This is a genomic window from Paenibacillus sp. V4I3, from assembly GCF_030817215.1.
Taxonomy (GTDB): domain Bacteria; phylum Bacillota; class Bacilli; order Paenibacillales; family NBRC-103111; genus Paenibacillus_E.
Genome location: NZ_JAUSZA010000001.1, coordinates 7388520 through 7408753, shown reverse-complemented (window position 1 = coordinate 7408753; position 20234 = coordinate 7388520). Strand labels below are relative to the sequence as shown.

The following is a 20234-nucleotide window of genomic DNA, read 5'->3' as shown; positions in this document are numbered from 1 at the left end:
TTTCTACTATCATTGTAGGCTACGAATATTAAATGACGATTAAAATTTCTTTTCAATTGTGTGAACAATCTTAAGGATTTGTTAAGTGAACGTAAAATATTTCCGGTATTTCGATCAATTTTTTTTATCGGCAGACTGACAGTTTAGCGTGTGCATAACTTTATACACAGTATCCCCCATAAATACAGTGCGTTTATGGGACATATTAACAATCTACCCACAGGATATGCACAGGTATCTGTGGATAACGGAACGCTTGTTCTAATTTTCCCGCCATGATAATATAATTACAAATTATAGAATAAAGGTGATTTCAGTGAGACAAATTAGTGACGAAACATTGATCGACTCTTATTACAAAGCATTGGATTTGAGATTGGAATCAGATTTTGTTGACCTGTTGCTCGCAGAAATACAGAGACGTAATTTAAAACTGCACGTCTACATCAAGGATGAAACCCCGCTAAACTAGAGAGTTTCATCATGAAATTATTTGGATGGTAAAATTCTGGTGGCAGTCGGCGCAGTTTACCAGATGAAGGCATTGATTATTCTGTGAGCCTAGTGTCCCATCTGACATGGAGATATCATCAATCTCTCGATAAGGAGAGTAGGGGCCTAGATAGTCACTCCATTTCCCGCAATCATTCATCTGTTGTGAACAAACAGGACACTCGATATTCAGCTCCTGAAGGCCGTTGCAAACCGGACATATATATGACAAAGGGGTATTCCTCCTAATCCGTAGATTAGGTTTAGAATACCCCATTTTATTTAAGAAGATTAAAATTTTAAGTTACTGCTGTGTCCTGGTGAAAGCTTTGCACTAGGGTCAATATAGACTTTAGCGTTATTAATCGCAGTAGGTGCTTCACCAAAGCCAACAGCAATCAGTTTCAATTTCCCAGGATAAGTTGTGATATCCCCGGCAGCGAAAATGCCTGGAATGTTTGTTTCCATTCTGGAGTCAACAACGATTGAGCCGTTTTCAATCTCAAGGCCCCATTCGGAGATCGGTCCAAGGGAAGAAACGAAGCCGAAGTTAATGATAACAGCATCGACATCATGTATAGTTTCTTCGCCTGATTTGATATCTTTAAGCGTTACTTGCTCAATACGGTCACTGCCGTGAAGTTTGGTGATTTCCGTAGGAGTTACAACGTTTACTTTGGAGTTCATCAGATTTTCTACACTGTGCTCATGTGCACGGAATTTATCTCTACGGTGGATAAGCGTGACTTTCTCCGCAATAGGTTCAAGCATTAAGGCCCAATCAACTGCTGAATCACCGCCACCGCTGATTAATACTTTTTGGCCAGCGAAAGCATTCAAATCGCTAACGAAATAATGCAAGTTTTTCTTCTCGAATTGCGCGGCTTCCGGTAACTCAAGACGACGCGGCTCGAATGCGCCAACTCCACCTGAAATAATAACGGCGCGGCTGTAGTGTGTGCCTTTGTCTGTTGTTATTTCGAAGAGACGCTCTTCTTTTTTGATCACTTGGTGTACTTTCTCTTCCAAGCAAGTGTTGATCTGAAAGTGTTTCATTTGAGCTAGCAAGTTGTCGACTAATTCTTGTGCGGTTACTTTTGGAAAACCAGCTACATCATAAATGTATTTCTCCGGATATAAAGCTGCAAGCTGACCACCAAGCTGCGGCATACTTTCGATAATTTTAACTGATGCTTGGCGCATACCCGCATAGAAAGATGCGAACATTCCAGCAGGGCCTCCACCAATTACTATGATATCTACGATATCTTGATTTGTTTCTCTCTCGTTCATTGTTTAAACTCCTCCGATTCATTTCCTTTGATGTGTGTGATTCTCCTGAGTGCAGTAACAATCATTATTCCATTATAAACGTCTCTTCTATTGAAGGAAACAGAAAAGTGAGATTTCTTTATATAAATCGCTTATATATATGATAAATAATGCTTACAGTGGTTGGTCAGGCTAGAAGGGCCTGTACGCCTTATTTTAGAGCAAAATAGCACTTGATATTTACTTATGAAAATTATATTATATCATGAGAATCGGTTTACGCATGTTGTGACTAATTTCATCCTGTTTCATCATAATTCGCTGCAGCTGTGTGCAAACTAGAGGCAGAATACTACTTTTGAAGCTGTTTGTGTAATTTTTCACAAGATAGAGAAACCATAGGACTATAAATACGGATATGGAAGTGAGAGAGATATGAGTAGAATACCAAGAATCGTAATTTTAGGAGCAGGCTATGGCGGGATTCTTTCCGCAATTCGTTTGCAAAAAGAATTAAATTACAATGAAGCCGATGTAACACTTGTAAACAAGCATGATTATCATTACATTACTACCCATCTTCACATGCCTGCTGCAGGGACGGATAACCCTGAAAATGCACGCGTGAACATTTTGAAATTGATTGATGAATTTAAAGTTGATTTCGTGAAATCGACAGTTACACAAATCCGTCCTCATGAGAAAAAGGTTATTCTCGAAGATGGTACGCTTTCCTATGACTACCTGGTTATTGGTCTTGGTGGCGAAGCTGAAACTTTCGGTATTCCAGGGCTTAAAGAAAACGCATTGAACATTCGCAGTATCAACAGCGTTCGTTTCATTCGTGAACATATTGAGTATCAATTTGCGAAGTACAAGCGTGAACCGGATCGCAAAGATTACCTGACATTCGTTATCGGTGGAGCAGGATTTACTGGAATCGAGTTCATTGGTGAGCTTGCTGACCGTATTCCACAGCTTTGCAAAGAATTCGACGTAGATCCTTCCCTTGTGAAGATTTATAATATTGAAGCAGCTCCAACGGCACTTCCAGGATTCGATCCTGAGCTTGTTGAGTATGCGATGAAAGTTTTGACAGACAAAGGTATTACTTTCAAAATCGGTACAGCGATTAAAGAATGTACACCTGAAGGTGTTCTGATCGCTGGCGATGAGTTCATCAAAGCAGCTACAGTCGTTTGGACAGGCGGTATCCGCGGTAACCATATGCTTGATGAAGCTGGCTTCGAAACGATGCGCGGCAGAATTAAAGTGGATGAACACCTGCATGCGCCTGGTTTCGATAACATCTATGTTGTTGGTGACTGTTCCATCGTGATGAACGATGAAGGCAGACCATACCCTCCAACAGCTCAAATCGCTATGCAGCAAGGTGAAGCTGTTGCACATAACCTGATTGCTTCCATTCGCGGTTCGCAAATGAAAACTTTCAAATACTCCAACAAAGGTACAGTTGCTTCCTTAGGTAAAGGTCAAGCCATTGGTATCGTTGGTTCCCGTAAGCTGAAAGGTAACGTTGCAGCCATGATGAAAAAAGTGGTTGATATGAGGTACCTCTACATTATCGGCGGTATTCCACTTGTTATACGTAAAGGACGTTTCTAGTCATCATTAGTAAACGGGGGGATCGCCATGCGGCACTGCAGTGTCCAAGTAAGAGGACTTCTTACCCGGGATGAACTGGATCGTTACAATGCCTTGATCGAGGTCGGTCACTTTCTAGAGACTGAGAAACGATATGATCATGTAGCCGTTGTACAAAAGGAAATCGATATCCTCATTCTTCCTGCGATTGAACGCTTGAAGGAAAAAGGTCGTCAGCGTGACCGTGATACAGAAGTGTATCTGGCTCGTAAAGCGCAAATGGAAGCTGAATTAGAGGCTGCCCTGCGGGACGACGAGGATGAGGAATAATTCATTTAAGAAAGCTTCGCTCTTCATTGAGCAAGCTTTCTTTTTTTGCTTATTTCATCTTCAGGGGCTGTTTACCCTCTTCCAAAAATGTGCACAATGTTGATTGTGCAGTGATGCAAAAAAGAGTGAAGGACATGGAGTCCTTCACTCTTGAGTTATATCTTAAATTTGAATTAATTTAGCAAATTTATCAGGTGTCAGCAGGTTGCCGACGTAGAAGTCGCCGAACTCACCGAAACGTGCGCTCACTTCGTCGAAACGCATTTCATAAACGAGCTTTTTGAAATGAAGAGGATCATCGGAGAACAGGGTTACGCCCCACTCCCAATCATCCAGTCCAACGGAACCAGTAATGATTTGTTTCACTTTACCTGCGTATGTGCGTCCAATCATGCCATGGCTGCGCATCATCGTTTTACGATCTTCGGCAGGGAGCATGTACCAGTTGTCATTGCCATCGCGACGCTTATTCATCGGATAGAAGCAGATGTGCTTCGATTTAGGCAGGATAGGCTTCAAGCGGGCTTGAATTTCCGGATCTTCCGAAGGATCCACGCCTGGCTTAGCTAGATAACTGCTTAATTCTACAATGGATACGTAGGAATAGACCGGGATTGTAAAAGCGGCGAAGCTTGATTTATTAAACGTATTTTCCAATTCATTCAGTTCTTCAAGCGTTTCGCGCATTTGCATGAATACAAAGTCGGCTTTCTGACCAACGATGCTATAAACGGCAGTACTGCCTAGTTTATCGTTCTCGAATTGCTGCCACTGGGACAGAAATGTATTCAGCTCGTCCGTTGCGTGCTTACGCTCCTGCGGGGTTGCGGCATGCCATGCGTTCCAGTCGATTAGACGGAAATCATGGAGCGCATACCAGCCTTCCAGCGTTTGTACGGCTTCACTCATTGGTTTTCCTCCATTCAAGGGCTAATATCCCCTACATTGTATCCAATTCATGGGGAAAGGGCAAATGAACAAAGGGTGAAGAGGGAAATGTTCAATTTGTGTACACTTTACCTGTGACATTTCGTGGATTACAATTATAAGGAAGTCAGATAGATGAACGGGCTTCTTACATTGTTAAGGGGGAACATACATTGTTACAAATGGTCATTGCCACTGTCTTAATGATAGTGTTATTTTTTGGGATCGGGTTTATTTTGAATATGCTAATGAAAACAACATGGTTTCCACTTTATGCTTTTATTGCTTTGGTTATCGGCGTTGTTATTTATGGTTCAATAGGAGAGGCGTCTTTTCTTTCCAGCGGTGAGAGCTTCACAATTGTTGATATTGTTCCGGCTATCGGTGGTTTGGTTGGCGCTATTTTAAGTGGATCGGCCATTAAAGCGCTGCGGATCAGAGGCTTCAAAATGTTTTAAGGTTCTCATAGAAATAGGCAGAACTGGTCACTCTAAGGTTGAGTTGCCTAAATTGACCTTTCGGAGGAGACCATCTTGCCTTTAGCCCATGTGAACGGAACCAAATTGAATGTTGAGATTACGGGGACTGGCACCCCAATCGTCTTTATTCATCCACCTTTATTAACCTTAAAGACCTTTGCTTATCAAAAAGAGCAGCTTTCAGACCATTTCCAAGTCATTACTTTTGATATCAGGGGACACGGCGCGAGCAAGTCGTCAGATCGTGCATTTAGCTATGCGCTGATCGTTGAAGATATAAGGCAGCTGCTGGACTACCTGGGCATCGAAAAAGTATTCCTGTGCGGTTATTCAACAGGTGGCGCGTTAGTGCTGGAAGCGCTGCTTACGTACCCTAAACGTTTCCTTGGGGGAATCGTGGTTAGCGGGATGTCTGAATTAACGGATTCTTATAACAAAAGCAGGCTGTGGCTCGCTTCGTGGATGGCGGGTTCAGGTCTGCTCATGAAGTTACTGAAAAAAGCAATTACTTTTGGAAATGCAGATAATGAAAATACCTATCATAGTCTGTATGAAAGCTCATTAAGCGATGCTGCTAATAATGTGAAGTCCTATTACGAACAGTCCCTTACCTACACCTGTACGCGCCGCCTTAGGGGCCTCCAGCATCCGATCCTATTGATTTATGGTCAAAAGGACCGCACATTTCATCGGTATGCGAACATACTCCATAATGAGCTGCCGCATAGCTCCCTTTATTTCATAAAAGATGCTAAGCATCAAATTCCGATTAAAAACCCTTCAAAGATGAATGACTTGATCCGCCTCTGGGTGGACAGCCTGGAAGATACTCAGACACAGCGTATATTGCTGGACTTGGCGATTGCAAAGAAACTGAATCCGGACATGTATGGCGAGGATGTCCAGGAAAGTCATCTGCCACTTCATTAAATTAGCTGATAGATTGAAGAGCCTGTTGAGAGAACTCAACAGGCTCTATTTTAATATCAAAAAAATAAATGTCCGAAATTAAAAATGTTCCAAAATAACCTTTCCAACTGTGTTGCCTGCTTCAATCATGGTTAACGGCAGCGCTGCCGATTGAGCGAAATCCAGTGTTGACGGTTTCCTGCCGACGATGCGTTCATCGACGAGATGAAACTCGCTATCATCAATCAAACTTTCCGAATGCTCAACATTTAATTCCATCACCTCATTTACAGTAATTTTTTCTAAGTTGTTAGTTTATTCGATCCGTTTTAAAATAGTAAGTACGCACAATAGTTTTATGTAGTATCAATTTGTATACTGTTAAGGAGCTGAATCGTAATGCGTGATCGTAAAAGCGGGTACGGCAACCCTCCGAATGATGAGGGCTGTCCTGTTGAATATACATTGGATGTTATCGGGGGCAAATGGAAAGGCATTCTTTTATATCACCTGATTGGAGGGACCAAAAGATTTAATGAATTCAAAAGAATCTGTCCGTCCATTACTCAAAGAATGCTGACACTACAACTAAGGGAACTGGAAGAGGACGGCATTGTCCACCGCGAGGTGTATCATCAAGTTCCTCCAAAGGTCGAATATTCGTTGACTGACTTCGGACAAACATTGGTCCCGATTATTTTACTTATGAAAGATTGGGGCAATGCTTACAAAAACAAGTCGGAGTGTCGCGTCTAACGTCTGAGTTGTCGGAATCTTGCCATCCGAAAGGTTGGTTTTTTCATATTAGGTAATATTATCTTTCTCTCGTAGATACCAAGCGTGTCGATTTTTGTGGTAGACTAATAGAGAGAAACCGAGAAGCTTACATAGCTGCAATCGGTTGAGGCAGGATGGTGCTGTAACGGAATGAGAATGACGAATATGCTGCATTTCACCGAGAACCACAGGTTTTGTGTGAACCGTGAGTTTTCTTTGAGCAGTCTGGATTATAAAATGTTAGCTATTATGTATCAGCCTATGATCGGCGGATTGGCTATTAGCCTCTATCAAGCACTCTATCTGCAGATGAGTGCAGAAAAAGTCGGATATTCGCCTCTGGAACAACAGCGAAAGCTGTTTCTGCTGCTCGAGCTTGAGCAGGGGGAGCGAGGACGCAAATATTTAATTGAGCAATCTTCGAAGCTTGAAGCCATAGGACTCCTGCAGACAACTCGCAAGTTTCTGCCGGGTGAAGAAGACTATGTCTTCGTGTACACATTGTTCCCTCCGCTTGGGCCCAATGAGTTTTTCCGCAATCAGCATTTGACACTGCTGCTCCGCGATAAGGTCGGTAAGTTCATGCTCTTATCCCTTCGGGAAGAGCTGCTCTCGCCGGAGCCGGAAGAGTGCTGTGACGCGAGTGAAGAGAACCTGTCTGTTCCGTTCTATGATCTATTCCGCCTCAATACTCAGGTGGTTGATTACGAACTGGAGCAAGCCCTGTATGAGGCCTCAGCCAGTAAACAGGGAGACGCTCGCATGGACGTGACAACCAAGGGCTTCCAGTATGCGGATATTATTATGAGGTTCCCGCGAGGAGCGAGTAATCGCGTTTTCGTTGAAGCTCTCAAGCATAAAACGGATCAGATGGCTGCGATTAATATTGTGGCGAAAAAGTACAACCTGTCACTTCAGGAAACATGCCGTTTGCTGGATGAGGATGGCGCATTCACCGAAGAGGGCGAGCTGCAGATGGATCTTATGCAGTATAATGCGAATCTGTTCTACAGACAGAGCAAGAAGCGGGATGAGGAACGAGAGCGCACGTTATCCAGGTCGGAAGAGAAGTCGCAAGGCGATGCGAATGAGGATATGTTAGACACGTCTGGAGACAAGTCAGTTGAGATGGCTTATTACCTAGAAGTGCCGCAGCAGCTGCGCGGCGAATGTACAGATCATCAATACAACTACATTATGAGAAATGAGCCGTACACGGCAGTTCTGAAAATGTTCTTTACTCAGGGCTCCATTCCGGACGGTGTACTTAATATATTTGAGAAGATTGACTTGAATTATAAATTGAATGAGGAAGTCATTAACGTCTTGATCCACTTCCTACATATTGACCGCCGTTCGTGGGCTAAGTCTTCGATTGAAGCGGTCGCATCGGATATGCTGGGCAAGCAAATTGTCACATACGAACAAGCAGTGGAATATGTGCGTGAGAAAATCAGCTACAAACAGAAGGCCGCTTCCAAGGTGGAGGCCGCAAAAGCTGGCGGTGGCTCTGTAACTAGAGGTCGTCAAGGCAAGACGCAGAAGCCTCACATTCCGATCGTTGTGCCGGATGCCGGCACGTCGGCGGCTTCGAGGCTGACGGATGAAGAGCTGGAAGCCGCGAGAAGGATGGCGCAGAAGCTGGACGAGCGCTTTAATCGGAAGAGCTGACGGTTAGATCCGATGGAACAACGTACAAGAGAATTATAAGGAGGTGCAGGAAGCATGGATTCCCTTTCTCACTTACTCAAATCAATGCCGCAATCCGAATGGAGACGGAAGGCAGAAGCGAAAATTAAAGTTGTTATGGATGACGCCTTAGTTCACAAATTTCGCCAAAAGTATCCATTCGTCGATGACTATACCATTAAGATTAATATGAACAAGCTTTATCAATATGTGACAGAGTTCAAGAACTGTTCGAATTGTCCAGGGTTAGAAAACTGTCCGAATGATATGACAGGGCATTATACGATGTTGACAGCCGACTCCGTCAATGAAAAGCCGTTTGTTCATGAGGAAAAGGTAGCTTGCAAGAAGTTCAATGCGAAGCAGCTGCAGGATGCCATAAGCAGCCGAATCCGCACCTTTCATGTGGATCCGCGGATGATTTCGCGCAGCTATTCTTTTGGAGATATCCTTGAAACGGATCTGGACCGGGCGAAAGCCGTTATGCAAATTAACGACTATGTCAGTCTGACGATGGAAGAGGGGCTTCAGACTAGAGGACTCTACTTATCCGGATCATTTGGGACGGGGAAGACGTTCCTGATGGGCTATATGCTGCACCAGCTGGCCAAAGTCGGTATGACAGGTGCAATCGTCTATATGCCGGATTTTGCCGAGGACTTGAAGGGAATGTTCCAGGAGCCTTATAAGCTGAAGGAAACAATTGATCTTCTAAAGGAAACGGATTTATTAGTTTTCGATGATATTGGCGCGGAGAATTTGAATCCGTGGTTGCGAGACCATGTTATTGGAGCTATCGTGAATCATCGCATGAATCGTAAGCCGACCTTTTTCACATCCAATTACGCACTCTCTGATTTGGAGAAGCATTTCAGCTTTACGAATAAAGATGGTGACGAGGAGTACAAGGGACAGCGGATTATGGACCGTATTCGTCCTTTTGTCGATGTGGTTGTGGTAACAGGTACGAACAAGCGCGGGAAATAATAAAAAGCTGTGCAGATGGGTTCATCTGTACAGCTTTTTTGGCCATATAAGAAAGTATAAGTTTTTCCTAACGAAAAAATGCATGAAAAAACCGCCTACACACTGAGTGTAAAGCGGTACTCTTCCAGGCTTGGTTATTCCTATTTCATAACTTGAATCACGGTTGCAATGGCTGCAATTAGAAACAAAAAGCCAAAGAAAGCGCCAAAGCCAATGCCTACATCCATGAAATCATTACGCGGTTCTTCGTACACGTGAAGCTCAGGGTGTTTAGGATCGCTCATGTGGTTACCCCCCAACGTCCGACATTCGTATGTTTAAGTTTAGTATACCCAAATTCGTCGAAAGTTGTAAAGCTAATCAAAGTGACAATTGTGCAAACAATAACGGATAGCAGCGGAAAGTATAAAATAAGACTTGACTCTAACATTAGTGTCATGGTTTACAATGAAATCATCCTTACTTGATCAAGGAAAAGGAAAAAGGTGAAGGCCATGCGGATTAGTGAGTTATCCAAGCTTACCGGAGCCAGTATTCGTTCTTTGCGGTATTATGAGGCGAAAGGGCTAATCGCGACACAGCGTGAAGAAAACGGATATCGGGTGTTCAACCAGATGGCTGTTGAGCGCGTGAAGACCATTCAGTTTTATTTGAGCTTAGGCTTTACGACCGAACAAATTGAAAGCTTTCTGAACTGCGTCATGAAAAATCAAGAGTCTATGTGCGATGATTTGCTGCCACTCTACACAGAGAAGCTCGAAGAAATCGAACAACAGATGAAAATGCTGCAGCTGCTGCAAGCTAATTTGAAGGATCGTATTGCTTATATCGAGCAGCAAAGACTTCAGGGCCTGCCTGTAGGTTTACCTGCTAAGTAGATTCAACTTCGACCTTTTTGCTAACTTATGGCTTGGTTGAAATGACCTACTGGTGTGGTATACTTTACATGTTGACGTTCATCGGTAGCTAGGTACTACTTGATGTTATAAATCAAATCCATTCTTAGAAGGAGGAACTATCATGTCAATCGTGAATGTTTCTGATAACAGCTTTAAAGCCGAAGTTGAAGGAGAAGGTACAGTACTTGTAGACTTCTGGGCACCTTGGTGCGGACCTTGTAAAATGATCGCTCCCGTTTTGGAAGAGCTTGATAAAGAAATTGAGTCCTTGAAAATCGCAAAAGTAAACGTGGATGACAACCCAGAGTCTGCTGCTCGCTTTGGCGTTATGAGTATCCCAACATTGATCGTTTTCAAAGACGGACAGCCTGTTGATAAAGTAGTTGGCTTCCAATCCAAAGAAGCGCTGAAAAATGTTGTTTCTCGTCATCAATAATTTGTTACAAACTAGAAACAATTGTTCGTGAGAAAAAGCTCTTTTTCTGCTATGCTGAAAAAGAGCTTTTTTTGTTTTCCGATAATGGGGAGCGTTTATACTTTGTAGCTACTGAGACGATTTTGTTGTACGTAATGCAACAATTATTCGAATAGATGGGCATTTATGTACGAATGTTGTATTTTCTACAACAAATATAGCCGCTAATCCTCTTTTATGCCTATATTGAGGTTAAATTGTTGTATGAAATACAAGATTTACAGCGGTATGGCCTGCCCAGAGGTGTAAATGTTGTACGCAGTGCAACATGCAGCTTCGGAACTTAGGGGCTTAGGAACTTAGGAACTTAGGGGCTTTGGAACTTTGGAGCTTCTGGGCTTAGGAATTTAGGAGCTTAGGAGCTTGGAAACTTAGGAACTTAAGAGCTTTGGAACTCCGAAGTTTAGGATCTTAGAGGGGAATTATGGTGTAAGTTTTTGCGCGAGAGGAGATTGGATGCATGACCGAGCATGAGCATGAGGACGCTGGAGTCCGCGAACAGAGTCTGGAAGTAATTAAACACAAGCTGAGCTTATTACCGGATAAGCCAGGTTGTTATATCATGAAAAACCGCGAAGGTACCATTATTTATGTGGGAAAAGCGAAAGTACTAAAGAATCGTGTGCGCTCCTATTTCACGGGGAGCCACAGTGCAAAGACGCAAAAACTAGTCAGCGAAATCCGCGACTTTGAATATATAATTACCTCCTCGAACATGGAGGCTTTGATTCTTGAGTGTAATCTGATTAAGCAGCATCATCCGCGGTACAATGTACTCTTGAAGGATGATAAGACGTTCCCGTACATCAAGATTACACATGAAGAGCAGCCGCGCCTGGAAGTCACGCGGCGGGTGTTTAAGGATAAGGGCAAGTACTTCGGCCCTTATCCGAATGCCTTTGCGGCCCAGCAAACGAAAAAGCTGCTGGACCGGCTTTATCCGCTGCGCAAGTGCAAGACGATGCCCGAGAAAGTATGCCTATACTATCATATCGGGCAGTGTCTTGCGCCTTGCGAATTCGACGTATCCGCCGAGACGAACGAGCGGATGGTGCAAGAGATCAGCCGTTTCCTGAATGGGGGACATGACGTCATTAAGGAAGAGCTGACGGCCAAAATGCTGGCCGCAGCGGAGGAATTGAACTTCGAGCGCGCCAAGGAGCTGCGCGATCATATCATGAACATCGACGCCGTGATGGAGAAGCAGAAGATCACGACGGCAGATGCGCTAGACCGAGATGTCTTCGGTTACGCAGTCGACAAGGGCTGGATGGCTGTACACATCCAGTATATGCGGCAGGGCAAGCTCATCGAGCGGCACGTCTCGCTGTTTCCGTATTACGGTGATGAGTACAATGACTTCATCACCTACGTTACTCAGGTCTACAGTGACAATCCGGCGCTGCCGAAGGAGATCTTCCTGCCGACGATACCGATACAGGGGGCAGTTGCTCCCATGACGGGGGCCGAAGGAGCAGCCGATACTCCTACAGATGTCATTACTGAAGCTCCTATTGAAGCTCCCGCTGAAGCCTCAATTGAAACCTCTATCGATGTTCCTGCGGAAGTTGTGGCTCAAGTAGAGGCTGAAGAGAAGGATGTCCGCGAAGCACTGGAATCCTGGCTCAAGGTCAAAGTGCATATCCCGCAGCGAGGGCTGAAGAAGCAAATGGTCGATATGGCCAAAGATAACGCCCGCAACGCGCTCGACGAGAAGTTCCGCTTGGTAGAACGCGATGAGCGCCGCACGACCAAAGCGGTTGAGAATCTTGGAGAATGGCTCGGTACAGGTACGATTCGCCGTATCGAAGCGTTCGATAACTCGAACATACAAGGGACGAACCCAGTTTCTGCGATGGTCGTCTTCGTGGACGGCAGGCCAGATCGCAAGGAGTACCGCAAATACAAAGTAAAAACAGTCGTTGGGCCGGATGACTACGAAACCATGCGCGAGGTGATTCGCCGGAGGTACGAACGTGTACTTAAGGATAATCTCACGATGCCTGACCTGATCGTCGTGGATGGAGGGAAAGGGCAGATCTCAGCCGCAGTCGACGTGTTGGAGAACGAATTAGGCCTGTTCATTCCGATCTGTGGACTCGTGAAGGATGCGAAGCACAAGACAGCGCAGCTCATGATCGGAGATCCTGCAGAAGTCGTGCCACTGCCGCGTGACAGCCAGGAGTTTTACCTGCTACAGCGGATTCAAGACGAGGTTCACCGATTCGCGATTACGTTCCACCGCGAAACAAGAGCGAAGTCAATGGTTGTTTCACAGCTGGACGCGATTCCCGGCATCGGGGAGAAACGCCGGAAGGCATTGCTTAAGCATTTTGGCTCCGTACGCAAAATAAAAGAGGCTGAAGTCCAAGACTTCAAGCCCCTGGGTATAGGTGAGAAATTGGCTAACGAAATTCTCAAAGCGCTTCAAGGCGAGGCGGCGGCTCCCCAGGAATAAGGGGACCCCGCCTTTTTCCATGCAGCCAGGCAAGCAGCAGACCGATCAAACCAGGCAGCAGGATGTAGAAAATGCCAGCAAGCACATCGCTTACATGTCCGAGGTAGAAGAGGGACATCCCCATGAGGATGCTGTCCATGCAGGCATGGGCGAATACGGTGGTAATGAAACCGTACTTGAGGAAGACATAACCTAGAATAATGCCTATGATGGTGACCTCGATTAGCCGTGTATAAACTGGATAAATGGGATACTGGGTATGACTAGCCGCCCAGATCACGCTGGGTATGATAATTGCAATAAAGTTTGAGCGAAACAGCTTCTTGAATAGAATGATGCCGAGCAGTCGGTAGGTCGCCTCTTCAGATATGGCAGCAACCCAGGCCATGAGCGGGAAGAAGCGAGGTTCTACCATATTGAGAACAGAATCGGACGGATCGTTCACAGCCCAAACATCAAAATTCACTTCACCTGTGTAAAAAAGCACCTGCTGAACGCCTAAGATAAAGAGAGCAAGCAAATAGCCGCGCCCCATGCCGCTATAAACCTGAGTCCCAAATGATGATTCCTTCCAAGCTGGCCATTTCCGCTCTCCGATAGAATTCCACAATCCATTACCTGCTACTAGAGCTAGGTAGAGAGATATGCCGAGCAGCACAGTCACTACATTCATGAAAATAATAGTTGCCCATGTTGCGTATTCATCGTTCAAAGCTCCGCTCATAGATCTAAAAGCAGGGTACATATTAAAATTATTGGTGATATAAATAGCTAAGAAAATGGCTGTTAATAGCAAGCCTCTACTGAATTTCATATGTTTTCTATAGATGATGGCGAATACAATCGCGGCAATGGTCATTATGAGTGAGAAGCCCATGGAAATCCAAGTCATGATAGATGCGGAGTGATCCTGCTGATCGATCCAGATTTGATGCGACGCAGGTAAGCTGAAAAGCACGTTATAACCGGTCAGATTTTTATCATTGAAATCAACTCGAACCTGTAACTTTGCTTCGCCAATCGGTTTTGTTTGCTTTTCATAAAATAAGGTTGTTCCATGTTCTTGATCGCCTTCGACGGTCCGTTTATCTATGGGTGCAAAGTCATCCGGCTCAAATCCTTGCTGGCGAAGTTCCTGCTTGGCCAAAATGTCTGCTTTCTGCTTACTGATGATTGCTTGATCGGAGGGATTTTGCATTTCACGCCATCCAATAACGGATGCATTCGTGTAATTAATCTCAACATCAAATTGACGGTTGGTCTTGGTGTCTTCTACGCTTACTTGATAATAATCAATGGGGTAACGCTCCCCGTAGTCCTTCATATAAGCTTCTAACAAATGCTCCTTTTGCAAATAACCGCTGCGTTCCTTCTTGGACTGATAAACAACAAAGGTTTGCGGGTTATGCACATCGTAGCGCTCATTAACAAATTGAGCTGCGCGATCCGCAGCCTGCTGCTTTGTAATAGAAGGATTGTCTGCTGCCGACGGTTCTTCGGCCTGAAGTCCGTTTAATGCGGATATTCCCAAATAAAGAGCTACTCCAATGCATGCAAGGAAGAGGAGAAAACGATTTAATTTTGGCCTGATCATAGTGAGTTCCCTTCTATATTTTCGATTCTGAAATCACATCTTTCACGTTATCATAGTTTAAAAAGAAAGCCAATTTAGTGGTAAAGAATTAAAAACAATTATATAATACCTATCAATTGGATAACGTTCGGAATTTCTAAATAATAACGGGGGAACCCTACGTTAACGCATTGGAAATCCTTATGTCTTTTTTGCAAACACAGGAGGCACTATGATTAAAAAAATGAATATTTGGCGACTGACGCCTCCGCAAATTCTCGTTCTCGGATTTGCTGCTATTATTTTCTTAGGAGCAGGTCTTTTGACGCTTCCCTTTGCTTCGGCAACGGGACATTCGATTGCTTTTATTGATGCGCTGTTTACAGCGACTTCGGCAACATGCGTGACAGGTTTGGTCGTAGTGGATACAGGTAGTGTCTACACGATGTTTGGGCAAATCGTTATTGTGAGCTTGATTCAAATTGGCGGATTAGGTTTCATGACAATGTCGACTTTAATCGCTTTTGCCTTTCGTAAAAAAATCACGTTAAAAGAACGATTAGTTCTGCAAGAGGCTTTTAACCAAGGCAGCATGGAAGGCATCGTCAGACTTATCCGCAAAGTTATTATTTATTCGTTATCGATTGAAGCAATAGCAGCAGTCATTTTCACGATTCGTTGGTCGTTTGATATGGATTTTGCTCAAGCCCTTTATTTCGGAATCTGGCATGCGATATCCATGTTTAATAACGCTGGTTTTGATTTATTTGGCACGGTCGATGCGCCATTCGTTTCCTTAACCGGCTATGTTGATGATTTCGTGGTAAATTTTGTCGCTATGGCGCTTATTGTACTGGGGGGTATTGGTTTCATTGTTATGTCTGATTTGATGGACTATAACACCAAGAAGAAGCTTTCCCTGCATTCCAAAGTGGTACTTAGCATGACAGGTTTTCTTATTATGTTTGGAGCTATTATCATCTTTATATTCGAATATACAAATATCAGAACCATGGGTTCACTGGATTTAGGCGGGAAAATATTAGCTTCCTTCTTCCAATCCGTTGCCCCTCGTACGGCTGGGCCGAATACAGTTGATATTGGAGCTCTACGCCAAGCATCCCAATTTTTCATTGTCATCCTAATGTTTATCGGTGCTTCTCCTGGATCTACAGGGGGAGGTATTAAAACAACCACATTTACGATTCTAATTAGTGCCATAGTTACGATGATCCGTGGTAAAGAAGATATTGTCATTTTTCGTTATCGGTTGGCCAAGGATCGTATTCTTAAGGCTATTACCTTAACAATGATGGCGTTGTTTTTAGTTATCATCGTCACCATGCTGTTATCGACGACGGAGGATTCACAGTTATTGAAAATATTGTTTGAAGTAACATCCGCCTTCGGGACTGTAGGCTTGACCATGGGTTTGACTCCTGAATTAACGACATTTGGGAAGATTCTCATAAGTTTGACGATGTTTGCTGGGCGTTTAGGGCCCATCACACTAGCTTATGCACTGCAGCCGAAGCAAGAGAAAGAACTATATAGATACCCAGAGGGTAAAATCACGATTGGATAAGGGGAACTAGAAATATGAAAAAAAATCAATATGTTGTAATCGGGCTGGGGCGTTTTGGGGCCAGTATTTCCAAAGAACTCATTAAGCTTGGTTATGAAGTGTTGGGTATTGATAAAGATGAAGAAGTGGTTGATGAGCTGAGTTCTGTGCTTACCCATACGGTAGTTGCGGATGCGACGGATGAAGAGGTATTGAAATCATTGGGCGTACGAAATTTCGACTGCGCTGTTGTAGCCATTGGGGATGATATTCAATCGAGTATCCTAGCGGCCATTGTACTTAAAGATTTGGGGATCAAAAAGGTTGTCGCTAAAGCATTGTCCGAATTGCATGGCAAAGTACTGAATAAGCTGGGTGTTGACCGTGTGATTTATCCGGAGCGAGATATGGGGATTCGTGTTGCACACCAATTGGTATCACCTAATCTTCTTGATTACATTGAGATTTCTAAAGAGTACACAATCGTGGAATTATCTGTCCCTAAGAATCTATGTGGCTTTGCTCTAAGAGAGCTAGATCCTCGTGCTAAGTATGGATGCAGCATTGTGGCTATCAATAAACAAACAGGGATTATCATTGCACCTACGGCGGGTGATGTTGTGAATGAGAATGATGTGATGGTCATCATCGGAACCAACAATCAAATTGATAAATTTGAAAGTGAAGTCATCGGATAATGGAAAATACAACCTCAATCCTAATTGAACATGTACTTATCCTACTCGTGCTTATTTTTGGACTGGGCATGATCTCAGGGAAAGCAGCGCAATGGTTGAAGCTTCCTGACGTTGCGCTGTTTCTGATAGCAGGTATGCTGGTGGGACAAGCCTTTCACTGGATTACAGAATCAAGCACATCTTTTACGAATCAATTCATCCTTGTTATTGGCTCGACCTTAATCCTCTTCGATGGAGGACGCAATATCAGACTCTCTGGTCTTCGCAAGGTATGGCTTACTGTAAGTTTACTCAGTGTTCCTGGCGTTCTTATCACATGCGGCGCAGTGGCAGTAGTCGCTCATTTGCTGCTGGATTTGCCTTGGCTTTATGCTCTATTACTGGGAGCTATTATTGCTTCAACAGATCCAGCAACCCTGATCCCTGTTTTTAAACAAGTGAAGATCCGTACGAAAGTACGTGAAACGGTTGAAAGTGAATCTGCTTTTAACGATGCGACGGCTTCGATTCTAACTTTTTCGTTATTAGCCATTATTCTTGGTACACAAGAGGTTTCTGTTACTTCGGGGGTCACTGATTTTGTGAAGACAGCGTTGGGCGGGCTTCTTGTTGGGGCCGCTATTGGCTACGCGATAACGTTCCTGACAGCACACTTGAAGCTGGGTCTACTAAGAGACTACGCAACGATATCGATGGTTGTGACATCACTCGGTGCTTATATCGTGGGAGAAGAGCTTGGTGTAAGCGGCTTTATGGCGACCTTTACGGCAGGACTGATCTGGGGAAATGCAGGGACGTTCAAACTGGATATGCAAGATAAACATCTTGAAATGGAGCATTTTTCCGAAAACATCACGGTCATCATGCGCATGCTCATCTTCATCTTACTAGGCAGTCAAGTTAACTTTCCATTGCTCCTTGAGCATTTCTGGACTAGCTTAGGTGTTATCTTTGTATTTATGTTTATCGCGCGCCCGCTTACGGTTCTGATCTGTACATGGCCGGATCGTAAAGCGAAGTGGAAACGAAATGAAATTCTGTTCATGTTCTGGGTTCGAGAGACAGGTGTTATACCCGCGGCATTATCCGGAATGGTAGCTGGGATGGGTGTTCAGCATAGTGATCTTATTGCCAGCGTTACGTTCATGGCCGTGCTTATAACTATTTTGTTTCAAGCAAGTACAACGGCTTATGTAGCGCGTAAACTGGGACTTGAAATAAAGCCCGACGATCCCGAGAACCATGAATAAAATAAATTTCTTTGATCGCCATTCGACTATTCAATTAAAAAATTTGCGAGTACATATACAACAAGAGAATTTCTAACTGAAGGTGGACTCCCCATGTATAAGGTATTAATAATTGAAGACGATGCCATGATCGGCGATATGGTCACTATGTATTTAAGTGAAGAAGGATTCCATGTCATAAGAAAGGCAAATGGGGCAGAAGGTATTGCAGCTGTCTCCCAGTTTGATCCAGATGTTATTTTGCTCGATCTGATGCTGCCTGATATGGATGGTCTTGCCTTATGCAGACAAGTTCGGGAAACCTCGAAAATACCTATTATGATCGTCTCGATGAAAAGTAAAGTCGTTGAACGAGTTAACGCGCTCGGGGCAGGTGCGGACGATTATATGTGTAAACCGTTCAGTATGCATGAGATGAGTGCGAGAGTTCACGCTCTTATTCGTCGCTCCAACTTGTATTTGAAATCGAGTGTGAATACTCGTCAAGTGACGGGAGCTGCTGGAGGATCAACGACTGCGGTATTAGAGGCAGTCTTGGATATCGATAAGAAAATAACGCTCAATCCGAATACGCGCTCTATGCGTGTTCATGGTGTTTTAGTGGAAACGACTTATTCGGAATTCGAAATTATGAAATGCTTCGTGAATCATCCTGGCCGTGTATATAGCCGAGAAGATTTACTGCAAACGGTTCGCGGATTCGACAGTTTAGTAACGGATCGGGCCATTGATGTACATATTGCTAACCTTCGTAAAAAGATCGAGGACAATCCCAAAGAACCTAAGTGGATTCGGACGGTTTGGGGTGTAGGTTACAAATTTGTTTATTAGTAAAAGAACCTCTAGCCTATGCATCTTCTATAGATGTGAGGCACAGAGGTTTTATTTTTGCTTGGCAAAATAATTGATCGCTTGAGTTATAAACTTCATAGTCGCCATATTATCCGCGGTATGGTCGGAGTAAATGAGTGAAGTCGTTCGTTTCGTCTGTTCTAACTCTACCAGATTGCGCAAAATCAGTTCATTATTCCGAATTAAATCTTCACGTAAATAGGATCTTGGAAGCAAGGTTGCCGTTTTACAGGTTGAAACGAGTCGGATGATGGCTTCGAAGGAGTCGATCTCCATTTGCACATTGGGTAATATGGTATAACGGTTGAACAGCTCATCCATCAAAATGCGATACCAAGTGCCTTTGGAGAAGAGGATCATCGGCAAATCATTTAAATCGTTCATTGTGATGACGGCGCGATCGATAAGAGGATGCCCTAGAGGAAGCACTAGACATAAGTGATCATCGAATAAAGGCTCGCAATGAAGGCTGGAAGCATTAATTTGGGACGCAACGATACCGATATCCACTTTGTTTTCTTTCGCCATAGTAACGATCTCGTGCGTCTTACCCGTAAGCAGCTTAATTTCTGTCAGCGGGTAATCCTGCAAGTAATCTGTGATAAGATCTGGGAGCGTTGTTTGCAGCGTTGTCAGGCTTGCTCCAATGGTAATCGAAGTGTGGCTGCCCGCTGCTTTGTAGGTTTGGATCGCTTGCTTGAACTTTCGCTCTAGATGACGCAGTTCCAAAGCATGGTCATAGCAAATTTGGCCGACTTTGGTCAGCTCCAGCCTTTTACCTTTGCGGATAAAAAGTTCTACGCCAAGTTCTTCCTCCAGCTTCATTATTTTGCGAGAGAGAGCCGGTTGCGAGATGTTTAATAGCTGAGATGCTTTATTGAGGCTTACTTGTTCGACAACAACAGCGAAAACATCCAAGAGTTCCATGCTTCTATCGACTCCTTTCGTGCAATGCATATGTGTTTAAGTTATAAGTGTATATAAAAAAACGGCACTTC

Annotated in this window: 20 protein-coding genes and 1 pseudogene; 15 read left to right on the top strand and 6 right to left on the bottom strand. The window is 44.0% G+C overall.

Going from position 1 to position 20234, the window contains the following annotated elements; all coding sequences use genetic code 11:
- Positions 1-307: 307 nt before the first annotated feature.
- Complete coding sequence (gene sda, locus QFZ77_RS33885) at positions 308-472, top strand: sporulation histidine kinase inhibitor Sda (RefSeq protein ID WP_373460170.1); 165 nt, start codon at positions 308-310, stop codon at positions 470-472.
- A gap of 311 nt (positions 473-783) precedes the next feature.
- On the opposite strand, the gene QFZ77_RS33880 is transcribed toward sda, so the two are convergent.
- Entirely contained in the window at positions 784-1785 is a 1002-nt protein-coding gene (locus QFZ77_RS33880) for an NAD(P)/FAD-dependent oxidoreductase (protein ID WP_307447222.1), read from the bottom strand.
- Between the two features lie 414 nt (positions 1786-2199).
- Here QFZ77_RS33880 and QFZ77_RS33875 point away from each other — a divergent pair, with 414 nt between their 5' ends.
- Entirely contained in the window at positions 2200-3390 is a 1191-nt protein-coding gene (locus QFZ77_RS33875) for an NAD(P)/FAD-dependent oxidoreductase (RefSeq protein WP_047681609.1), read from the top strand.
- 27 nt (positions 3391-3417) lie between these two features.
- Complete coding sequence (locus QFZ77_RS33870; protein ID WP_057307547.1) at positions 3418-3699, top strand: hypothetical protein; 282 nt, start codon at positions 3418-3420, stop codon at positions 3697-3699.
- A gap of 162 nt (positions 3700-3861) precedes the next feature.
- On the opposite strand, the gene hemQ is transcribed toward QFZ77_RS33870, so the two are convergent.
- Positions 3862-4608 (bottom strand): hydrogen peroxide-dependent heme synthase, encoded by a 747-nt coding sequence (hemQ, locus tag QFZ77_RS33865; protein ID WP_029194770.1) that lies wholly within the window; start codon positions 4606-4608, stop codon positions 3862-3864.
- 191 nt (positions 4609-4799) lie between these two features.
- Here hemQ and QFZ77_RS33860 point away from each other — a divergent pair, with 191 nt between their 5' ends.
- Complete coding sequence (locus tag QFZ77_RS33860) at positions 4800-5084, top strand: YuiB family protein (RefSeq protein ID WP_171641056.1); 285 nt, start codon at positions 4800-4802, stop codon at positions 5082-5084.
- A gap of 75 nt (positions 5085-5159) precedes the next feature.
- Positions 5160-6035: an alpha/beta fold hydrolase gene (locus tag QFZ77_RS33855; protein WP_307447206.1), complete on the top strand. Its 876-nt coding sequence runs from the start codon at positions 5160-5162 to the stop codon at positions 6033-6035.
- Positions 6036-6152: 117 nt separating this feature from the next.
- Here QFZ77_RS33855 and QFZ77_RS38075 read toward each other — a convergent pair.
- Positions 6153-6254, bottom strand: a pseudogene (locus QFZ77_RS38075) (zinc-binding alcohol dehydrogenase family protein); the annotation flags it as partial.
- A gap of 159 nt (positions 6255-6413) precedes the next feature.
- On the opposite strand from QFZ77_RS38075, the gene QFZ77_RS33845 reads away from it, so the two are divergent.
- The 3 genes from QFZ77_RS33845 to dnaI all read left to right on the top strand — a co-directional run bounded on the left by QFZ77_RS33845 (position 6414) and on the right by dnaI (position 9467).
- Positions 6414-6770, top strand: coding sequence for a winged helix-turn-helix transcriptional regulator (locus QFZ77_RS33845; RefSeq protein ID WP_307447201.1), 357 nt, complete (start codon positions 6414-6416; stop codon positions 6768-6770).
- A gap of 171 nt (positions 6771-6941) precedes the next feature.
- Positions 6942-8462 carry a replication initiation and membrane attachment family protein gene (locus QFZ77_RS33840; protein ID WP_307447198.1) on the top strand — a complete coding sequence of 507 codons (1521 nt, stop codon included), beginning with the start codon at positions 6942-6944 and terminating at the stop codon, positions 8460-8462.
- Between the two features lie 54 nt (positions 8463-8516).
- Positions 8517-9467, top strand: coding sequence for a primosomal protein DnaI (dnaI, locus tag QFZ77_RS33835; protein WP_307447196.1), 951 nt, complete (start codon positions 8517-8519; stop codon positions 9465-9467).
- A 140-nt stretch (positions 9468-9607) separates the two neighbouring features.
- On the opposite strand, the gene QFZ77_RS33830 is transcribed toward dnaI, so the two are convergent.
- Positions 9608-9751: a YqzM family protein gene (locus QFZ77_RS33830; protein WP_082562634.1), complete on the bottom strand. Its 144-nt coding sequence runs from the start codon at positions 9749-9751 to the stop codon at positions 9608-9610.
- A gap of 210 nt (positions 9752-9961) precedes the next feature.
- Between QFZ77_RS33830 and QFZ77_RS33825 the strand changes: the two genes are divergently transcribed.
- The 3 genes from QFZ77_RS33825 to uvrC all read left to right on the top strand — a co-directional run bounded on the left by QFZ77_RS33825 (position 9962) and on the right by uvrC (position 13299).
- On the top strand, positions 9962-10345 hold the full coding sequence (locus QFZ77_RS33825; protein ID WP_029194766.1) for a MerR family transcriptional regulator: 384 nt from the start codon (positions 9962-9964) through the stop codon (positions 10343-10345).
- 142 nt (positions 10346-10487) lie between these two features.
- Positions 10488-10802 carry a thioredoxin gene (trxA, locus tag QFZ77_RS33820; RefSeq protein ID WP_057307540.1) on the top strand — a complete coding sequence of 105 codons (315 nt, stop codon included), beginning with the start codon at positions 10488-10490 and terminating at the stop codon, positions 10800-10802.
- A gap of 499 nt (positions 10803-11301) precedes the next feature.
- Positions 11302-13299 carry an excinuclease ABC subunit UvrC gene (uvrC, locus tag QFZ77_RS33815; protein WP_307447188.1) on the top strand — a complete coding sequence of 666 codons (1998 nt, stop codon included), beginning with the start codon at positions 11302-11304 and terminating at the stop codon, positions 13297-13299.
- Here the strand turns inward: uvrC and QFZ77_RS33810 are convergent.
- Positions 13259-14893 (bottom strand): CPBP family intramembrane glutamic endopeptidase, encoded by a 1635-nt coding sequence (locus QFZ77_RS33810; protein ID WP_307447185.1) that lies wholly within the window; start codon positions 14891-14893, stop codon positions 13259-13261. The two genes, uvrC and QFZ77_RS33810, sit on opposite strands and share 41 nt — an antisense overlap.
- Before the next feature lie 211 nt (positions 14894-15104).
- Here QFZ77_RS33810 and QFZ77_RS33805 point away from each other — a divergent pair, with 211 nt between their 5' ends.
- From QFZ77_RS33805 to QFZ77_RS33790, 4 genes are all read left to right on the top strand, one after another.
- Positions 15105-16457, top strand: a complete 1353-nt coding sequence (locus tag QFZ77_RS33805; protein ID WP_307447182.1) for a TrkH family potassium uptake protein — start codon at positions 15105-15107, stop codon at positions 16455-16457.
- Positions 16458-16471: 14 nt separating this feature from the next.
- The gene (locus tag QFZ77_RS33800) at positions 16472-17134 is read left to right on the top strand and encodes a potassium channel family protein (protein ID WP_047680845.1); all 663 of its coding nucleotides are present in this window, start codon (positions 16472-16474) and stop codon (positions 17132-17134) included.
- A complete protein-coding gene (locus tag QFZ77_RS33795) occupies positions 17134-18384 on the top strand; it encodes a cation:proton antiporter (RefSeq protein WP_307447177.1) in 1251 nt (416 codons plus the stop codon). Before QFZ77_RS33800 ends, QFZ77_RS33795 begins: the two co-directional genes overlap by 1 nt.
- A 93-nt stretch (positions 18385-18477) precedes the next feature.
- Positions 18478-19215 carry a response regulator transcription factor gene (locus QFZ77_RS33790; RefSeq protein ID WP_307447174.1) on the top strand — a complete coding sequence of 246 codons (738 nt, stop codon included), beginning with the start codon at positions 18478-18480 and terminating at the stop codon, positions 19213-19215.
- Between the two features lie 51 nt (positions 19216-19266).
- On the opposite strand, the gene QFZ77_RS33785 is transcribed toward QFZ77_RS33790, so the two are convergent.
- Positions 19267-20163 (bottom strand): LysR family transcriptional regulator, encoded by an 897-nt coding sequence (locus tag QFZ77_RS33785; RefSeq protein WP_307447170.1) that lies wholly within the window; start codon positions 20161-20163, stop codon positions 19267-19269.
- Positions 20164-20234: the final 71 nt, after the last annotated feature.

Excerpts from the sequence above, each read along its gene's own strand:
- hemQ (WP_029194770.1), bottom strand. The coding sequence starts at position 4,608 with ATGAGTGAAGCCGTACAAACGCTGGAAGGCTGGTATGCGCTCCATGAT.
- QFZ77_RS33875 (WP_047681609.1), top strand. The coding sequence starts at position 2,200 with ATGAGTAGAATACCAAGAATCGTAATTTTAGGAGCAGGCTATGGCGGG.
- QFZ77_RS33870 (WP_057307547.1), top strand. The coding sequence starts at position 3,418 with ATGCGGCACTGCAGTGTCCAAGTAAGAGGACTTCTTACCCGGGATGAA.
- QFZ77_RS33840 (WP_307447198.1), top strand. The coding sequence starts at position 6,942 with ATGAGAATGACGAATATGCTGCATTTCACCGAGAACCACAGGTTTTGT.
- QFZ77_RS33805 (WP_307447182.1), top strand. The coding sequence starts at position 15,105 with ATGATTAAAAAAATGAATATTTGGCGACTGACGCCTCCGCAAATTCTC.
- trxA (WP_057307540.1), top strand. The coding sequence starts at position 10,488 with ATGTCAATCGTGAATGTTTCTGATAACAGCTTTAAAGCCGAAGTTGAA.
- QFZ77_RS33825 (WP_029194766.1), top strand. The coding sequence starts at position 9,962 with ATGCGGATTAGTGAGTTATCCAAGCTTACCGGAGCCAGTATTCGTTCT.
- QFZ77_RS33845 (WP_307447201.1), top strand. The coding sequence starts at position 6,414 with ATGCGTGATCGTAAAAGCGGGTACGGCAACCCTCCGAATGATGAGGGC.
- QFZ77_RS33880 (WP_307447222.1), bottom strand. The coding sequence starts at position 1,785 with ATGAACGAGAGAGAAACAAATCAAGATATCGTAGATATCATAGTAATT.
- QFZ77_RS33830 (WP_082562634.1), bottom strand. The coding sequence starts at position 9,751 with ATGAGCGATCCTAAACACCCTGAGCTTCACGTGTACGAAGAACCGCGT.
- QFZ77_RS33785 (WP_307447170.1), bottom strand. The coding sequence starts at position 20,163 with ATGGAACTCTTGGATGTTTTCGCTGTTGTTGTCGAACAAGTAAGCCTC.
- QFZ77_RS33810 (WP_307447185.1), bottom strand. The coding sequence starts at position 14,893 with ATGATCAGGCCAAAATTAAATCGTTTTCTCCTCTTCCTTGCATGCATT.
- QFZ77_RS33800 (WP_047680845.1), top strand. The coding sequence starts at position 16,472 with ATGAAAAAAAATCAATATGTTGTAATCGGGCTGGGGCGTTTTGGGGCC.
- dnaI (WP_307447196.1), top strand. The coding sequence starts at position 8,517 with ATGGATTCCCTTTCTCACTTACTCAAATCAATGCCGCAATCCGAATGG.
- uvrC (WP_307447188.1), top strand. The coding sequence starts at position 11,302 with ATGACCGAGCATGAGCATGAGGACGCTGGAGTCCGCGAACAGAGTCTG.
- QFZ77_RS33795 (WP_307447177.1), top strand. The coding sequence starts at position 17,134 with ATGGAAAATACAACCTCAATCCTAATTGAACATGTACTTATCCTACTC.
- QFZ77_RS33790 (WP_307447174.1), top strand. The coding sequence starts at position 18,478 with ATGTATAAGGTATTAATAATTGAAGACGATGCCATGATCGGCGATATG.